A 15847-nucleotide genomic window follows, 5' to 3' on the forward strand; every position below is an offset into this window, starting at 1 on the left:
TAAACCGACACCGGGAAGGTCGTTGGCCCGGGTGTCATCTCAAAGGCGCGCATTATATCTACACCACCTCACAGGTCCAATACAAACGTTTGTTTGAATCGGCCGAAACCCTGATAAATCATGGTGAGGCGGCTTGTGACTGGCGTTTATGTCGTATTGACCCGACTAGACGTTGCGGTCAAGATACGGGCGGTTTTGCGCTGGCTACGGGTTGGCTGTCAGCCCTGATGATTGCGTACGAACCGTCGGTAGCAGAACACCGGTAAAAGCAACGTGAGCATCGCCCCGCGCAACCGTCAGCCTCAGGCCGGCGGCGCGCTGCAGTTTACACGGGCGATCGGCGTCTGGCTTGGATTGCCGCCGTAGTGTCGCCGCTTTTGCTGACATCCGCATTCAGCAACCGTGAATACGTTGTTTTCACAGGTGTTCCTTACACTGACGAGTACCCATCGCCGGGCCTGGCCTGGCGATTTCTTTTCACCGGAGAGAAACGAGGAATCCATGAAGGTTCTTGTAGCTGTCAAACGAGTGGTCGACTACAACGTCAAGGTTCGCGTCAAAGCGGACAACTCCGGCGTCGATCTCGCCAACGTTAAAATGTCGATGAACCCCTTCTGCGAAATCGCTGTAGAAGAAGCCGTGCGCCTGAAAGAGAAGGGCGTTGCGACCGAGATCGTCGTCGTTTCCATCGGGCCGACCACCGCTCAGGAGCAACTGCGTACCGCGCTGGCACTGGGTGCCGATCGCGCCATCCTCGTGGAGTCCGCTGACGAACTGACCTCGCTGGCCGTGGCCAAGTTGCTCAAGGCCGTTGTCGACAAGGAGCAGCCGCAACTGGTCATTCTCGGCAAGCAGGCGATCGACAGCGACAACAACCAGACCGGCCAGATGCTGGCTGCGCTGAGCGGTTATGCCCAAGGGACCTTCGCCTCCAAAGTTGAAGTGTCCGGCGACAGCGTCAACGTCACCCGTGAAATCGACGCCGGCGCGCAGACCGTATCGCTCAAGCTGCCAGCCATCGTCACCACCGATCTGCGTTTGAACGAGCCGCGCTACGCGTCGCTGCCAAACATCATGAAAGCCAAGAAGAAGCCCCTCGAAGTGCTGACGCCTGATGCGTTGGGTGTTTCGACTGCGTCCACCAACAAGACCCTGAAAGTTGAAGCCCCGGCTGCCCGCAGCGCAGGCATCAAGGTCAAGTCGGTTGCTGAACTGGTTGATAAACTGAAAAACGAAGCGAAGGTGATCTGATGACGACCCTGGTTATCGCTGAGCACGAAAACGGCGCAATCGCTCCCGCCACCCTGAATACCGTTGCCGCAGCCACCAAAATCGGTGGTGACATCCACGTTCTGGTCGCCGGCCTGAACGTCGCTGCCGTCGGCGAAGCTGCTGCAAAAATCGCCGGTGTGTCCAAGGTCCTCGTGGCTGACAACGCCGCCTACGAGCACCAACTGCCGGAAAACGTCGCCCCGCTGGTGGTCGAGCTGGCTTCGGCTTACACCCACGTGCTGGCTGCTGCAACTTCCAACGGCAAGAACATCCTGCCCCGCGTCGCAGCGCACCTGGACGTCGATCAGATCTCCGAGATCATCTCGGTCGAAAGCGCTGACACCTTCAAGCGCCCGATCTACGCCGGTAACGCTATTTCGACCGTTCAGTCGTCGGCAGCCGTGAAAGTCATCACCGTTCGCGCCACCGGCTTCGATGCGGTGGCAGCCGAGGGTGGTTCTGCTTCGGTTGAAGCCGTGAGCGCAGCCCACGATGCCGGCAAATCGTCCTTCGTCAGCGAAGAGCTGGCCAAGTCCGATCGTCCGGAACTGACCGCTGCCAAGATCGTCGTTTCCGGCGGCCGCGGCATGCAGAACGGTGACAACTTCAAACACCTGTACACCCTGGCTGACAAGCTGGGTGCAGCGGTCGGCGCTTCGCGCGCGGCCGTCGACGCAGGCTTCGTGCCCAACGACATGCAGGTCGGCCAGACCGGCAAGATCGTCGCGCCGCAGCTGTACATCGCGGTCGGCATCTCCGGCGCGATCCAGCACCTGGCCGGCATGAAAGACTCCAAAGTGATTGTCGCGATCAACAAGGACGAAGAAGCGCCAATCTTCCAGGTGGCCGATTATGGCCTTGTGGCGGATCTGTTCGAAGCGATCCCGGAGTTGGAGAAGCTGGTTTAATCCACTTCCCTGACTTATAAAGAGAACCCGTTCGTTCGGGCTGCCGCAAGCGTGTTCACTATGAACCAGCGCTCAGGCAGTCGGAGCTGACGGGTTTTTTTATGGGCTCAAAAAAGGACGTTGTCATGTTGTCGCCAAAGCAGACGCTGGCTTCACTGCTGGGCGGGTTGCTGTTGCTGCCGTCGCTGGCCTGGTCGGCGGGCAAGTGTGACCGGCTGATCGTCACCGGCAGCCCTGACGCCCCGCCGTACCTGTGGCGCGACCCGCAGGACCCCAAGCACCTGATGGGCGCCAATGCCGACCTGCTCAGGGAGGTCGCGCAACAGATCGGCGTCAAGGTCGAGCTGCTTTATGGCGGCAAGCGCAGCCAGGCCCTTGAAGAGGTGCGCACCGGGCGCATGGACATGCTCGCCGACACGCCGCTCAACAGCGCCGAGCTGGAATCCCTGGACTTCATCCACCCGCCCATCGCCCAGAACGAAATCATGGTCTGGACCCGCAACGGTCATGAACAGCCGTTCAATTCCCTGGCCGATCTGCAGGGCCATCCCGGCGCCATGTCCGAAAAGACCCGCGTGACCGCCGGATTCGATGAGGCGATCAAGGCGCACCTGACGCTGGAGAAGCAGGCCAGCCTCCCCAAGGCCTTTCAGAAGCTGGCGGCGGGACAGGTCGAATTTGTCCTCGCCGGCCGCTATGCCGGTATGGCCGTGACCCAGGCGCTGGACGTCGCCAAAGACCTGCAAACCCAGCCAATGCCCCTCGATCGGCCGGGGTTCTATCTGGCGCTGTCGTTCAACTCCGCCTGCAACGATCCATGGCTGCGCGGACAGCTGGCGAAAAAAATGACAGAATTGGCGGCTTCCGGTCGCTCCAGTGAAGCCGTCACGCGCAATCTGGACCTGTGGAAAATTCAATTGCAGCAGTCCGGTAGCGCCCTCCATCAGTAGGAATGTGTTTTGAGCTTTCTTTTGAAAATCCAGCCTGTATTCGCCGCCGTCGTGCTTGCCGCCCTCGTGGGCTGTGCCAATGACCCGGCGCCCACCGAACAACTCAAACTCACCGAACAGGCCGTCGCCCAGGCCGCCGCAGTCGGTGCTACGGATGAAGAGCCGGACCTGGTGACAGCGCAGACGAAGCTGGCCCAGGCTCGCGCCGACATCGCGGACAAGTCCTACAAGGACGCTCGCATGCAGGCCGAACAGGCCGAGCTGGACGCGCGTCTGGCCGAGGCCCGAGTGCTGACGCAGAAGAGCGAAGCGCAGGTGGCCCAGGTCAATATCCGCCTCGAGCGTCTGCGCAAGCAGTTGGGGGCTGGCCAATGAATGCCGTTGCGCGAAGCCTCAGTCTCGGCCTCTTGCTGGTCAGTGCCGGTCTTGCCGGCTGTGCCGGCCACCAGAACAGTGAGCAGGCGCTGCAGGGCGCCATTGCCGATTACCAGAAGGTCAAGGAAGACACCAACGTTCTGCGCAGCGCGCCGAAGGACGTCATCCGCGCCGGCGAGTTGCTGGGCAGGGCCGAGCGCCTGTCGAGCTACATCGGCAGCGCTGACGACGTCAGTCATTACGCCTACCTGAGCAGCCGTTACAGCGCGATCGCCCGGGAGCACAGCAAGCTGCTGTTGAATCAGGAAAAGCTCGCGCGGCTGGAGCTGGAACGTCAGCGTCTGCAACTGGCGCTGCGTGAAGCCAAGCTGGCCGGCGCACAGCAGCAGGGCAAGTGGGCCGAAGATCAGGTGATCAGCCTGTCGACGCAGCAGAACGAGCGCGGGCTGGTGATGACCCTGGGCGACATGCTGTTTGACACCGGCCGCGCCGAACTGAAAAGCTCGGCCAATCGCACGGTGCTGAAGGTCGTGCAGTTCCTGCAATTCAATCCCAAGCGCGTGGTGCGCATCGAGGGTTACACCGACAGCACCGGCGACGCTCAGGAAAACCTCGCGCTGTCGAAAGACCGGGCACAGGCCGTGGCTGACGTGCTGTCTGATCTGGGCATCGAGGAAGACCGGATTCAGGTCGAGGGTTACGGCGATCAGTACCCGGTGGACGCAAACACCTCCGAAAGCGGGCGTGCGCAGAATCGTCGTGTGGAAATTGTGTTCTCCGACGACAAGGGCCATCTGAGCGCGCCTCGTTAAGGATCACGGGATTGTCAGGATCCGGGTGATTCAAACACCGCGCCCTCTAGCCGGAACAGGAACTGTCACCGTACACTTCCGAACTGTTCCGGTGATCCTTTCGTTTCGATCGCCGCACGCATGATCAAAGCACGGGATCGAGGGACGCGAAATGACCAGTCTGTTGCTGTACCAACGTATTGCCCAACAGCTGGCCGAAGACATTCGCCGGGGCGTGTATCAGCCCGGCGAGCGCGTGCCCTCGGTGCGCAAGATGAGCTCCCAGCTCAATGTCAGTCATGCCACCGTCCTCCAGGCCTACGCCAATCTCGAAGACCAGGGCCTCATCCGTGCGCGGCCGCAGTCCGGTTACTACGTGCATCAAACCCCGGCCCTCACGGCGGCGACTCCCGATATCGCGCGAGTCGAGCGACCCGGTCTGGTCACCCGCGCCAGCATCATTCAACAGGTGCTGGTCGAAGCGAGGCGGGAAGGGGTGTTCGCGTTTGGCGCTGCTGTCCCTCACATCGATTACTTGCCCCTGCGCGCGTTGCATCAGCAACTGGCCAAGGTCACCCGATTTCAGAGCCCTCGGGCGTTCAATTACATGTTCAGCCCTGGCTTCGAACCGCTGCGCCGTCAGGTGGCGATTCGCATGCGCGACGCCGGCGTGGTGATCGATCCCTCGGAAGTGGTGATCACCCATGGCTGTGTCGATGCGCTGCAGATGTCGCTGCGGGTGCTGACCAGCCCGGGCGACCTGATCGCCGCAGAATCCCCGACGTACTACGGCTTGCTGCAACTGGCCGATCTGCTTGGCCTGAAAGTCATCGAAATACCCAGCGACCCGAACACCGGGATCAGCCTGGAAGCGCTGCAACTGGCGGCCAATCAGTGGTCGATCAAGGCCCTGGTGATGACTTCGCGGCTGAGCAATCCCTTGGGCAGCACCATGCCGGAAGAGCGGCAGAAACATCTGCTGCGCCTGGCCTCGGACTTCGACATTCAAATCATCGAAGACGATATCTACGGCGAGTTGATGTACGAGCAGAACAAGACCAAGGCATTGAAGGCCTTCGACCGGCTGGGCCATGTCATCTACTGCTCCAGCTTCTCCAAAACCCTGTCGCCGGGAGTGCGGATCGGCTGGATGATCGCCGGGAAATACCAGGCGGAAATCCAGCGTCTGCAAACCTTCAGCACCCATTCAGCGTGCAGCGTGACGCAGATGGCGGTGGCGTCCTACCTTGAAAACGGCGGGTACGACCGGCACTTACGCTTTATCCGCCAGGAGCACCGCAAAAATCTCAGCGCGTTTCAGCTGGCGGTGCAGCAGATGTTTCCCGAAGGCACGCAGATCAGCCGGCCTGCGGGCGGGTTCATTCTCTGGATCAGTCTGCCGGGGCGGGTGAACACTCAGGAGTTGCACGTGCGCGCGCTGGAGCAGGGCATCAGCATTGCGCCGGGACTGATTTTCAGTAACACGGAGCAGTTCAACCATTGCATTCGCCTGAACTGCGGGTTGCCGTGGAACCGGGAAGCAGAGAGGGCGCTGATGACGGTGGGCATGCTGGCCAAGCAGTTGTGCCAGGATGCCGGGCAATCCTGGTGAACTCGTAGGGTTGCCAGGTTTCCATACTATCGGGGGAGGCGAACAAGGCAACTTGTCAGCCGCCGTGCAAAGGGCCAGCATATGGCCCCTGTCTTACTTACTGCCGTTCAGACTATGAAATCACTGCGTTGTATAAGTGTGATGTTGTTGGTGTTGCTGAGCGCCTGTGATGCCGATAAAGCGCCCACGCCACCGGCGAAAGCCACCGCCTCGGCGCCTGCCGCGCCTGCCGCACCTGCCGATGCGCCCGCTGTGGCGCCCGTGTCTCCCGAACCAGCGAAGCCTGCTTCCGGACCTGAGCCCTCGCCTGCGTTGCCGGACAAGTCTGTGGCTGACGCGCCAGCGGTCCATACCCTTGCGCCAAATATCACGACCGTGCCGGTTGTTGCGTCGGGCAAGTCTTCGGCTGAAGCGCCGCGAACGGTCACCAGCGCCAAAACAGCTGACGACAAGACAGCGGGCCCCAACGCCAAATCCGCCAAGGTTAAAGCGGATAACGCCGAAGTGGCGCGGCGCGCCCCGGTGGCCAGCAAGAGCAAATCGGCGTCTCAAATGGTCAAGGAAACCAAGCTCAACAAAGTCCCGCTGGACCTGAGCCTGCCGCCCGAGATGGTCAAACAGTTGACCCCGCCGTCCAACGTGATCACTGCCGCGTCGAAGGCCAAAGCCCCGTCAGCCGGCGCCAAACCGCTGCTTCCGAAGATGTTCCCTGATGCGAACGCCGATCCGGACTTCCAGATGCAAGGCCGTCTGCTGAGCAACGAAATGGACCTGCAGTTGCGCAATGAGGCGCGCAAGGACGTGGAAGGCGCCGCGCTGGATTTCACCTTTAAAAAGTGATGAACCCATGACGCTGTCAGAGCGCTCGATTTCAAACGTGTGTTTTAGCGCGTAAGATCAGGCCATCGTTCTCACTGCCACACAGGTTCTTTTCATGGAATGCCGTCCAGGCTGCGGCGCGTGCTGCATCGCGCCGTCCATTACCTCACCGATTCCCGGGATGCCTGACGGCAAGCCTGCGGGCATGCGCTGTCTGCACTTGTCGCTGGATATGCTCTGCGGCATTTTTGGACAGCCGGGAAGGCCGGCGGTGTGTGGTCAGTTTGCGGCGGACCCTGAGGTGTGCGGTACCGGCCCCGAGGACGCAATCCGTCTGATCGGCTGGTGGGAAAAGATGACATCGGTGGCGTGAAGCGCACCCGAGGCGCGACTGAACTTCAACAATAAGGAACACCATATGAGTTCGCTGTACCGCATTGCTTTCGGCTTGGGACTGACTGTATGGGTGGCTGCTTCAGCGCAGGCTGAAGAGTGGAAAGTCGCGAAGAACGAGGAGGGCATCAAGGTCTCCCTCAGCGAAGTTCCCGGATCGCAGTACAAGGCTTATCAAGGCGTGACCACCATCAAGGCGGGCATCGGCAAGCTCAGAGCGTTGCAGGAAGACGTAGCTGCTGCCTGCGCGTGGATTCACGAGTGCAAGCTGCAGAAGATCCTCAAGCACGACGGCGACAAGACCTGGACCTACTCCCAGTTCAATACACCGTGGCCGGTCACGCCGCGGGATTCGGTGCTGAAAGTGACGACGGTGGAAGGCGCCGATGGCAGCGTGACCCGTGAGCTGGAAGGCGAGCCCAAGTACATCCCGGAAGAGAAGGGCTTTGTGCGGGTGGCGCAGGTTGAGGGGTTCTGGAAGTTCGTGCCCAAGGGCGACAACCTGACCGAGGTGACCTATCAGGTGCACACCGAGCCTGGCGGCAGCGTGCCGTCCTGGCTGGCGAACAAGTTCGTGGTGGATGCGCCGTTCAATACCCTGAAAGCGCTGAAGGACCGAGCCGAGAAGAACTGATCGGTTCGCTTGAGACGCTAAAGCCACACACAAAAAAGGCTGCCCGAGGGCAGCCTTTTTTTGCGTCGTCGTGGCGGCTGTCGAGTTACTTGCGCTCGGCCAGCGGAACGATGTCGCGCGACACTTCGCCGGTGTACAGCTGGCGTGGACGGCCGATCTTGTAAGGGCTGGAGAGCATTTCCTTCCAGTGAGAGATCCAGCCGACAGTTCGCGCCAGGGCGAAAATCACGGTGAACATACTGGTCGGGATGCCGATGGCCTTGAGGATGATGCCCGAGTAGAAGTCGACGTTCGGGTACAGCGAGCGTTCGATGAAGTACGGGTCGGTCAGGGCGATCTCTTCAAGGCGCATGGCCAACTCGAGCTGCGGGTCATTAGTGATGCCCAGTTCGCGCAGGACTTCGTCGCAGGTCTGTTTCATCACAGTGGCGCGCGGGTCTCGGTTCTTGTAAACCCGGTGACCGAAGCCCATCAGCTTGAACGGATCGTTCTTGTCCTTGGCCTTGGCGATGTAGGTGTCGATATTGGACACATCGCCGATCTCATCGAGCATGGTCAGCACGGCTTCGTTCGCGCCACCGTGGGCAGGGCCCCAGAGTGCGGCGATACCGGCGGCGATACAGGCAAACGGGTTGGCGCCCGACGAGCCTGCCATGCGCACGGTGGACGTCGAGGCGTTCTGTTCGTGGTCGGCGTGGAGGATGAAAATCCGGTCCATGGCCTTGGCCAGCGTCGGGCTGATCGGTTTGATCTCGCACGGCGTGTTGAACATCATGTGCAGGAAGTTTTCCGCGTAGCTCAGGTCGTTGCGCGGGTACATCATGGGTTGACCCATGGAGTACTTGTAAACCATGGCCGCCAGGGTCGGCATCTTGGCGACCAGGCGGATCGCGGAGATTTCGCGGTGCTGCGGATTATTGATGTCCAGTGAGTCGTGGTAGAACGCCGAGAGGGCGCCGACCACACCGCACATGACGGCCATCGGGTGGGCGTCGCGACGGAAGCCGTTGAAGAAGGTCTTGAGTTGCTCGTGCACCATGGTGTGATTCTTCACGGTGACGACGAATTCGGCTTTTTGCTCGGCGGTTGGCAGTTCGCCGTTGAGCAGCAGGTAGCAGGTTTCCAGGTAGTCCGATTGCTCGGCCAGCTGTTCGATCGGGTAGCCGCGATGCAGGAGAATGCCGTTGTCACCATCGATGTAGGTGATCTTCGATTCGCATGAGGCGGTGGACATGAAGCCAGGGTCAAATGTGAAGCGTCCGGTGGCAGTCAGGCCGCGTACGTCGATAACATCGGGACCAACGGTGCCGGTCAGAATGGGCAGCTCGACGGGGGCTGCGCCCTCGATGATCAACTGCGCTTTTTTATCAGCCATGTGGCCTCCTAATTATGCTTCAAATCATCAGACAGACCCCCCACGCAGGGCCCGCATCACTATAGTGAGATAAATTCTAAAGTCAATTTGCCAAAAGTCTTGTAGCAGAAGGCTTTAACGCAGGGTTTTCGTCGAAATTACGGGCCATTTACGCCAATTATCGGGCTAAAGCAATCCACCCTTGGGACAGGGTCTGCGCGTTGTCATTAGTTGGCTAACTGTCTATACTCGGCGTCCGACCGCCAGGGGCTTTCAGGCCCGATTCAACGGGGTTGGTCACTTCCTGGGTAGTGGGTACCTGACCAGTACACTTCCCAACAACTTGCCCTGAGTGTTAGGGCTCTTCAGTGTGAAAAAAAGCCGTGAAAAGCCAACGACCTGTAAACCTAGACCTAAGGACCATCAAACTCCCTATCACTGCTTACACGTCCATCCTTCACCGTATCTCCGGTGTCATCCTCTTCGTCGGCATTGCCATCATGCTTTATGCATTGGACCTGTCGCTCGACTCCGAGGAAGGCTTCGCGTCGGTGAAAGCGGGACTGACCAGTCCGCTGGCCAAGTTCGTGATCTGGGCTCTTCTGTCCGCACTGCTGTATCACCTGGTGGCGGGCGTCCGTCATCTCATCATGGACTCGGGCATCGGCGAGACGCTGGAAGGCGGCAAGCTGGGCTCTAAAATCGTTATCGCCGTGTCTGTGGTGGTGATCGTTCTGGCAGGAGTGTGGATATGGTAACCAACGTCACCAACCTTTCTCGTTCGGGCCTGTATGACTGGATGGCGCAACGCGTCTCCGCCGTCGTACTCGCGGCTTATTTCATTTTCCTGATCGGGTACCTGATCGCTCACCCTGGCATCGAATACGCCACGTGGCACGCGCTCTTCTCCCATAACGCAATGCGCATCTTCAGCCTGTTGGCCCTTGTAGCCCTGGCGGCTCACACCTGGGTTGGCATGTGGACCATCGCGACCGACTACCTGACGCCGATGGCGCTGGGCAAGTCCGCGACAGTGGTGCGTTTCCTTTTTCAGGCGGTGTGCGGCATTGCGATGTTCGCTTACTTCGTCTGGGGTGTGCAGATTCTTTGGGGTATCTGATTCATGGCTAACATTAATACGCTTTCATTCGACGCCATTATCATTGGCGGCGGCGGTGCGGGCATGCGTGCCGCATTGCAGCTGGCTCAGGGCGGCCACAAGACCGCTGTCGTCACCAAGGTCTTCCCGACTCGCTCCCACACCGTTTCCGCCCAGGGTGGCATCACCTGCGCAATCGCTTCGGCCGACCCGAACGATGACTGGCGCTGGCACATGTACGACACCGTCAAGGGCTCCGACTACATCGGTGACCAGGACGCTATCGAATACATGTGTTCCGTTGGCCCGGAAGCCGTGTTCGAGCTCGAGCACATGGGGCTGCCGTTCTCCCGTACCGAGCAGGGCCGCATCTATCAGCGTCCGTTCGGCGGTCAGTCGAAGGACTTTGGCAAGGGCGGTCAGGCTGCACGTACCTGTGCCGCTGCCGACCGTACCGGTCACGCGCTGCTGCACACCCTGTATCAAGCCAACCTGAAAGCCGGCACCGTATTCCTGAACGAGTACTACGCCGTTGACCTGGTGAAGAACCAGGACGGCGCGTTCGTCGGCATCATCGCCATCTGTATCGAAACCGGTGAAACCTCCTACATTCGCGCCGACGCGACTGTACTGGCCACCGGCGGTGCCGGTCGCATCTATTCCTCCACCACCAACGCCCTGATCAACACCGGCGACGGCGTGGGCATGGCGTTGCGTGCCGGTGTACCGGTGCAGGACATCGAAATGTGGCAGTTCCACCCGACCGGCATCGCCGGCGCAGGTGTACTGGTCACCGAAGGCTGCCGTGGTGAAGGCGGTTACCTGATCAACAAGCACGGCGAGCGTTTCATGGAACGCTACGCGCCAAACGCCAAGGACCTTGCCGGTCGTGACGTTGTGGCTCGCTCGATGGTTAAAGAGATCATCGCCGGCAACGGTTGCGGTCCTGACGGCGACCACGTAATGCTCAAGCTTGATCACCTCGGTGAAGAAGTGCTGCACAGCCGTCTGCCAGGGATCATGGAACTGTCCAAGACCTTCGCACACGTCGATCCAGCTGTGGCGCCAATCCCTGTCGTACCGACCTGCCACTACATGATGGGCGGCGTTGCCACCAACATTCATGGTCAGGCGATCACTCAGGACGCCGCCGGCGTCGACACCATCATCCCGGGCCTGTTCGCGGTCGGTGAAGTGGCGTGCGTATCGGTTCACGGTGCCAACCGTCTGGGCGGCAACTCGCTGCTCGACCTGGTGGTCTTCGGCCGTGCTGCGGGTCTGCACCTGGAGCAGGCGCTCAACGAGGGCGTCGACTACCGTCGCGCTTCCGAAACCGACATCGACGTCGCGCTGGCTCGCCTCAACGGCCTGAACTCGCGTACCGATGGCGAAGACGTCGCGACCCTGCGCAAAGAGCTGCAGAGCTGCATGCAGAACTACTTCGGTGTGTTCCGTACCGGCGAATACATGCAGAAGGGTATTGCCCAGCTGGCTGACCTGCGCACGCGCATCGCCAACGTCAAGATCAACGACAAGAGCCAGGCGTTCAACACTGCCCGGATCGAAGCGCTGGAGCTGCAGAACCTGCTGGAAGTCGCTGAAGCAACGGCGATCGCCGCAGAGCATCGCAAGGAGTCCCGTGGCGCTCACGCCCGTGAAGACTTCGAAGATCGCGACGACGAGAACTGGCTGTGCCACACCCTGTACTTCCCGGGTGAAAAACGCGTAGCCAAGCGTGCCGTGAACTTCTCGCCGAAAACTGTTCCGACTTTTGAACCTAAGATTCGGACTTATTAAGGGTGACCGCCATGTTGCAAGTCAGTGTTTATCGCTACAACCCTGATCAGGACGCCGCGCCGTTCATGCAGGATTTCCAGGTCGACACCGGTGGCAAGGACCTGATGGTGCTGGACGTGCTGGCTCTGGTCAAAGAGCAGGACGAAGGCTTCTCGTACCGTCGTTCGTGCCGCGAAGGCGTGTGCGGTTCCGACGGCATGAACATCAACGGCAAGAACGGCCTGGCCTGCATCACGCCGCTGTCGGCCGTGGTCAAGGGCAACAAGCTGGTGGTTCGCCCACTGCCTGGTCTGCCGGTCATCCGTGACCTCGCCGTCGACATGAGCATCTTCTACAAGCAATACGAGAAGGTGAAGCCATTCCTGCAGAACGACACGCCGGCTCCGTCCATCGAGCGCCTGCAGACCCCGGAAGAGCGGGAAAAACTCGACGGCCTGTACGAGTGCATTCTGTGCGCTTGCTGTTCCACGTCCTGCCCGTCCTTCTGGTGGAACCCCGACAAGTTCCTGGGTCCTGCTGCGATCCTGCAAGCCTATCGTTTCCTGGCTGACAGCCGCGACACCCGGACGCAAGAGCGTCTGGCGTCCATGGACGATCCGTTCAGTGTGTTCCGCTGCCGCGGCATCATGAACTGCGTCAACGTGTGCCCGAAAGGCTTGAATCCAACCAAGGCTATCGGTCACGTGCGCAACATGCTGCTCAAAAGCGGTGTCTGAGTTTGCCGCACCTGTAACATCGCAGCACCCGCTACTGCAGCACCCGTAAACGCTGCGGCGCAGGCTTCAACCGGCGCCGTAGTTTTAACCTGAGCAGTTGTCGTATGGCTTCAGCTCTTATTTTGAAGAAATGAAACCAGCAGGGGCATCCGGGCTGGTACCCGGACTATCTGCGTGATCCCTAGTGACTTGAAGTCGCTGCACATGGACTTTTCAAGTTTGCGCTGGCATCGACGCCGATGGTGTCCCCTAATCGAGGGTGACCAAGCATGCAAGAAAGCGTGATGCAGCGCATGTGGAACAGCGCCCACCTTTCCGGTGGTAACGCTGCCTATGTGGAAGAGCTCTACGAGCTCTACCTGCACGACCCTAACGCTGTGCCAGAAGAGTGGCGCACCTATTTTCAGACGTTGCCGGCTGACGGCAGCACTGCCACCGATGTATCGCACTCTACGGTTCGCGATCATTTTGTGTTGCTGGGGAAAAACCAGCGCCGCGCCCAACCGGTCTCTGCCGGCAGCGTGAGCAGCGAGCATGAAAAGAAGCAAGTTGAAGTGCTGCGACTTATCCAGGCATTCCGTATGCGCGGCCATCAGGGTGCGCAACTCGATCCTCTGGGTCTGTGGAAGCGTACTGCGCCAGCTGACCTGTCGATCAACCATTACGGTTTGACCAACGCTGACCTCGATACCACATTCCGTGCCGGCGACCTGTTCATCGGCAAGGAAGAAGCGAGCCTACGCGAAATCGTCGAAGCGTTGCAGCAGACATATTGCCGCACCATCGGCGCCGAGTTCACGCACATCGTCGATTCCAACCAGCGCAACTGGTTCATGCAGCGCCTCGAAAGCGTGCGCGGCCGTCCTGCCTATTCCGCCGACATCAAGAGCCACCTGCTCGAGCGCGTCACGGCGGGCGAGGGTCTGGAGAAGTACCTGGGCACCAAGTACCCGGGCACCAAGCGTTTCGGTCTGGAAGGCGGCGAAAGCCTGATCCCGATGCTCGACGAGCTGATTCAGCGCTCCGGTTCCTACGGCACCAAGGAAGTTGTCATCGGCATGGCCCACCGTGGCCGTCTCAACGTGCTGGTCAACACCTTCGGCAAGAACCCGCGCGACCTGTTCGACGAGTTCGAAGGCAAGAAGAAGGTCGAACTGGGCTCCGGTGACGTCAAGTACCACCAGGGCTTCTCGTCCAACGTGATGACTACCGGCGGCGAAGTCCACCTGGCGATGGCGTTCAACCCGTCCCACCTGGAAATCGTTTCACCTGTGGTCGAAGGTTCGGTGCGTGCCCGTCAGGACCGTCGCAACGACGCCACTGGCGAGAAAGTCCTGCCGATCTCGATCCACGGTGACGCTGCGTTCGCTGGCCAGGGTGTGGTGCTGGAAACCTTCCAGATGTCGCAGACCCGTGGCTTCAAGACGGGCGGCACGATCCACATCGTGATCAACAACCAGGTCGGCTTCACCATCAGCAAGCAGGAAGATTCGCGCTCTACCGAGTACGCGACCGACGTTGCCAAGATGATTCAGGCGCCGATCCTCCATGTGAATGGCGATGATCCGGAAGCCGTGCTGTTCGTGACCCAGCTGGCGATCGACTACCGCATGCAGTTCAAGCGTGACGTGGTCATCGACCTGGTCTGCTACCGTCGTCGCGGCCACAACGAAGCCGACGAACCGAGCGGCACCCAGCCGCTGATGTACCAGCAGATCGCCAAGCAGCGCACCACCCGTGAGCTGTACGCCGATTCTCTGGCCGCCGCAGGCATCCTCAACGCCGAAGCCGCTCAGGCCAAGGTCGACGAGTACCGCAACGCGCTGGACAACGGCATGCATGTGGTCAAAAGCCTGGTCAAAGAGCCGAACAAGGAATTGTTCGTCGACTGGCGTCCGTACCTGGGTCACGCGTGGACGGCACGTCACGACACCAGTTTCGACCTCAAGACGCTTCAGGAACTGTCAGCCAAGCTGATGGAAGTGCCAGAAGGTTTCGTGGTCCAGCGTCAGGTCCAGAAAATCTACGAAGACCGCCAGAAGATGCAAGTCGGTGGCCTTCCGATCAACTGGGGCTACGCGGAAACCATGGCTTACGCCACGCTGGCATTCGAAGGCCATCACGTGCGCATCACCGGGCAGGACGTCGGTCGCGGTACGTTCTCGCACCGTCACGCCGTGCTGCACAACCAGAAAGACGGCGCGACCTACGTGCCTCTGCAGAACCTGTACGCCGGTCAGCCTCGTTTCGACCTGTACGACTCGTTCCTGTCGGAAGAAGCCGTGCTGGCGTTCGAATACGGTTATTCGACCACTCAGCCCAATGCGCTGGTGATCTGGGAAGCCCAGTTCGGTGACTTTGCCAACGGTGCACAGGTCGTGATCGACCAGTTCATCACCAGCGGCGAGCACAAGTGGGGCCGTCTGTGCGGTCTGACCATGCTGTTGCCCCATGGCTACGAAGGGCAGGGCCCGGAGCACTCATCGGCACGTCTTGAGCGTTACCTGCAATTGTGCGCCGAGCACAACATTCAGGTCTGCGTACCGACCACCCCGGCTCAGATCTACCATCTGTTGCGCCGTCAGGTGATCCGTCCGCTGCGCAAGCCGCTGATCGTGTTAACGCCGAAGTCGTTGCTGCGCCACAAGCTGGCCGTGTCGACCCTGGAAGATCTGGCCCATGGCTCGTTCCAGACCGTCATCCCGGAAATCGACACCCTCGATGCCGCGAAAGTGACGCGTCTGGTGCTGTGCAGCGGCAAGGTCTACTACGACCTGCTGGAAAAACGCCGTGCCGAAGGCCGCGAAGACATCGCCATCGTGCGTCTCGAGCAGCTCTATCCGTTCCCGGAAGACGACCTGATGGAGGCCATCGCGCCTTACACCAACCTGACCAACGTGGTCTGGTGTCAGGAAGAACCGATGAACCAGGGCGCCTGGTACAGCAGTCAGCACCACCTGCGCCGCAGCATCGGCAATCACAACCGCAACCTCGTTCTCGAGTATGCCGGCCGTGATGCTTCCGCTGCTCCTGCTTGTGGATACGCTTCGATGCACGCCGAACAGCAGGAAAAACTGCTGAAAGACGCGTTCTCCGTTTAACGCCTTCGCGCACTAGAAACCGAATT

The 15847-nt window shown here is 60.2% G+C and carries 15 protein-coding genes; 14 read left to right on the forward strand and 1 reads right to left on the reverse strand.

Features of this window, described 5'->3' with window-relative positions; all coding sequences use genetic code 11:
• Positions 1–501 precede the first annotated feature (501 nt).
• From AC07RO_RS21195 to AC07RO_RS21235, 9 genes are all read left to right on the forward strand, one after another.
• Positions 502–1251 carry an electron transfer flavoprotein subunit beta/FixA family protein gene (locus tag AC07RO_RS21195; RefSeq protein WP_282372558.1) on the forward strand — a complete coding sequence of 250 codons (750 nt, stop codon included), beginning with the start codon at positions 502–504 and terminating at the stop codon, positions 1249–1251.
• Positions 1251–2180 (forward strand): electron transfer flavoprotein subunit alpha/FixB family protein, encoded by a 930-nt coding sequence (locus AC07RO_RS21200; protein WP_495086999.1) that lies wholly within the window; start codon positions 1251–1253, stop codon positions 2178–2180. Before AC07RO_RS21195 ends, AC07RO_RS21200 begins: the two co-directional genes overlap by 1 nt.
• Positions 2181–2308: 128 nt before the next feature.
• On the forward strand, positions 2309–3130 hold the full coding sequence (locus AC07RO_RS21205) for a substrate-binding periplasmic protein (RefSeq protein WP_495087068.1): 822 nt from the start codon (positions 2309–2311) through the stop codon (positions 3128–3130).
• Between the two features lie 21 nt (positions 3131–3151).
• Entirely contained in the window at positions 3152–3505 is a 354-nt protein-coding gene (locus AC07RO_RS21210; protein WP_282372573.1) for a DUF4398 domain-containing protein, read from the forward strand.
• Complete coding sequence (locus AC07RO_RS21215; protein ID WP_192174884.1) at positions 3502–4317, forward strand: OmpA family protein; 816 nt, start codon at positions 3502–3504, stop codon at positions 4315–4317. Before AC07RO_RS21210 ends, AC07RO_RS21215 begins: the two co-directional genes overlap by 4 nt.
• A gap of 151 nt (positions 4318–4468) precedes the next feature.
• Entirely contained in the window at positions 4469–5908 is a 1440-nt protein-coding gene (locus AC07RO_RS21220; RefSeq protein ID WP_122538388.1) for an aminotransferase-like domain-containing protein, read from the forward strand.
• A gap of 114 nt (positions 5909–6022) precedes the next feature.
• On the forward strand, positions 6023–6748 hold the full coding sequence (locus AC07RO_RS21225) for a translation initiation factor 2 (RefSeq protein ID WP_495087000.1): 726 nt from the start codon (positions 6023–6025) through the stop codon (positions 6746–6748).
• 94 nt (positions 6749–6842) lie between these two features.
• On the forward strand, positions 6843–7100 hold the full coding sequence (locus tag AC07RO_RS21230; protein WP_495087001.1) for a YkgJ family cysteine cluster protein: 258 nt from the start codon (positions 6843–6845) through the stop codon (positions 7098–7100).
• Between the two features lie 45 nt (positions 7101–7145).
• Complete coding sequence (locus AC07RO_RS21235; RefSeq protein WP_192174887.1) at positions 7146–7754, forward strand: START domain-containing protein; 609 nt, start codon at positions 7146–7148, stop codon at positions 7752–7754.
• 85 nt (positions 7755–7839) lie between these two features.
• Here AC07RO_RS21235 and gltA read toward each other — a convergent pair whose 3' ends face one another.
• Positions 7840–9129, reverse strand: coding sequence for a citrate synthase (gltA, locus tag AC07RO_RS21240; RefSeq protein WP_037009384.1), 1290 nt, complete (start codon positions 9127–9129; stop codon positions 7840–7842).
• A gap of 362 nt (positions 9130–9491) precedes the next feature.
• On the opposite strand from gltA, the gene sdhC reads away from it, so the two are divergent.
• From sdhC to AC07RO_RS21265, 5 genes are all read left to right on the forward strand, one after another.
• Positions 9492–9866 carry a succinate dehydrogenase, cytochrome b556 subunit gene (sdhC, locus tag AC07RO_RS21245; protein WP_133771634.1) on the forward strand — a complete coding sequence of 125 codons (375 nt, stop codon included), beginning with the start codon at positions 9492–9494 and terminating at the stop codon, positions 9864–9866.
• A complete protein-coding gene (gene sdhD / locus AC07RO_RS21250) occupies positions 9860–10228 on the forward strand; it encodes a succinate dehydrogenase, hydrophobic membrane anchor protein (protein ID WP_122538398.1) in 369 nt (122 codons plus the stop codon). The genes sdhC and sdhD overlap by 7 nt, the downstream gene beginning before the upstream one ends.
• A 3-nt stretch (positions 10229–10231) precedes the next feature.
• The gene (sdhA, locus tag AC07RO_RS21255; protein ID WP_192174889.1) at positions 10232–12004 is read left to right on the forward strand and encodes a succinate dehydrogenase flavoprotein subunit; all 1773 of its coding nucleotides are present in this window, start codon (positions 10232–10234) and stop codon (positions 12002–12004) included.
• Positions 12005–12015: 11 nt separating this feature from the next.
• Positions 12016–12720 (forward strand): succinate dehydrogenase iron-sulfur subunit, encoded by a 705-nt coding sequence (locus AC07RO_RS21260; RefSeq protein WP_122538402.1) that lies wholly within the window; start codon positions 12016–12018, stop codon positions 12718–12720.
• A gap of 269 nt (positions 12721–12989) precedes the next feature.
• Positions 12990–15821: a 2-oxoglutarate dehydrogenase E1 component gene (locus AC07RO_RS21265; RefSeq protein WP_495087002.1), complete on the forward strand. Its 2832-nt coding sequence runs from the start codon at positions 12990–12992 to the stop codon at positions 15819–15821.
• Positions 15822–15847: the final 26 nt, after the last annotated feature.

It is taken from the genome of Pseudomonas sp. GW821-FHT07F05, from assembly GCF_059418765.1.

Bases quoted from the DNA above. Each gene is read 5' to 3' on its own strand.
- sdhD (WP_122538398.1), top strand. From the start codon at position 9,860: ATGGTAACCAACGTCACCAACCTTTCTCGTTCGGGCCTGTATGACTGG.
- AC07RO_RS21235 (WP_192174887.1), top strand. From the start codon at position 7,146: ATGAGTTCGCTGTACCGCATTGCTTTCGGCTTGGGACTGACTGTATGG.
- AC07RO_RS21200 (WP_495086999.1), top strand. From the start codon at position 1,251: ATGACGACCCTGGTTATCGCTGAGCACGAAAACGGCGCAATCGCTCCC.
- AC07RO_RS21220 (WP_122538388.1), top strand. From the start codon at position 4,469: ATGACCAGTCTGTTGCTGTACCAACGTATTGCCCAACAGCTGGCCGAA.
- sdhA (WP_192174889.1), top strand. From the start codon at position 10,232: ATGGCTAACATTAATACGCTTTCATTCGACGCCATTATCATTGGCGGC.
- AC07RO_RS21260 (WP_122538402.1), top strand. From the start codon at position 12,016: ATGTTGCAAGTCAGTGTTTATCGCTACAACCCTGATCAGGACGCCGCG.
- AC07RO_RS21225 (WP_495087000.1), top strand. From the start codon at position 6,023: ATGAAATCACTGCGTTGTATAAGTGTGATGTTGTTGGTGTTGCTGAGC.
- AC07RO_RS21195 (WP_282372558.1), top strand. From the start codon at position 502: ATGAAGGTTCTTGTAGCTGTCAAACGAGTGGTCGACTACAACGTCAAG.
- AC07RO_RS21230 (WP_495087001.1), top strand. From the start codon at position 6,843: ATGGAATGCCGTCCAGGCTGCGGCGCGTGCTGCATCGCGCCGTCCATT.
- gltA (WP_037009384.1), bottom strand. From the start codon at position 9,129: ATGGCTGATAAAAAAGCGCAGTTGATCATCGAGGGCGCAGCCCCCGTC.
- AC07RO_RS21265 (WP_495087002.1), top strand. From the start codon at position 12,990: ATGCAAGAAAGCGTGATGCAGCGCATGTGGAACAGCGCCCACCTTTCC.
- AC07RO_RS21215 (WP_192174884.1), top strand. From the start codon at position 3,502: ATGAATGCCGTTGCGCGAAGCCTCAGTCTCGGCCTCTTGCTGGTCAGT.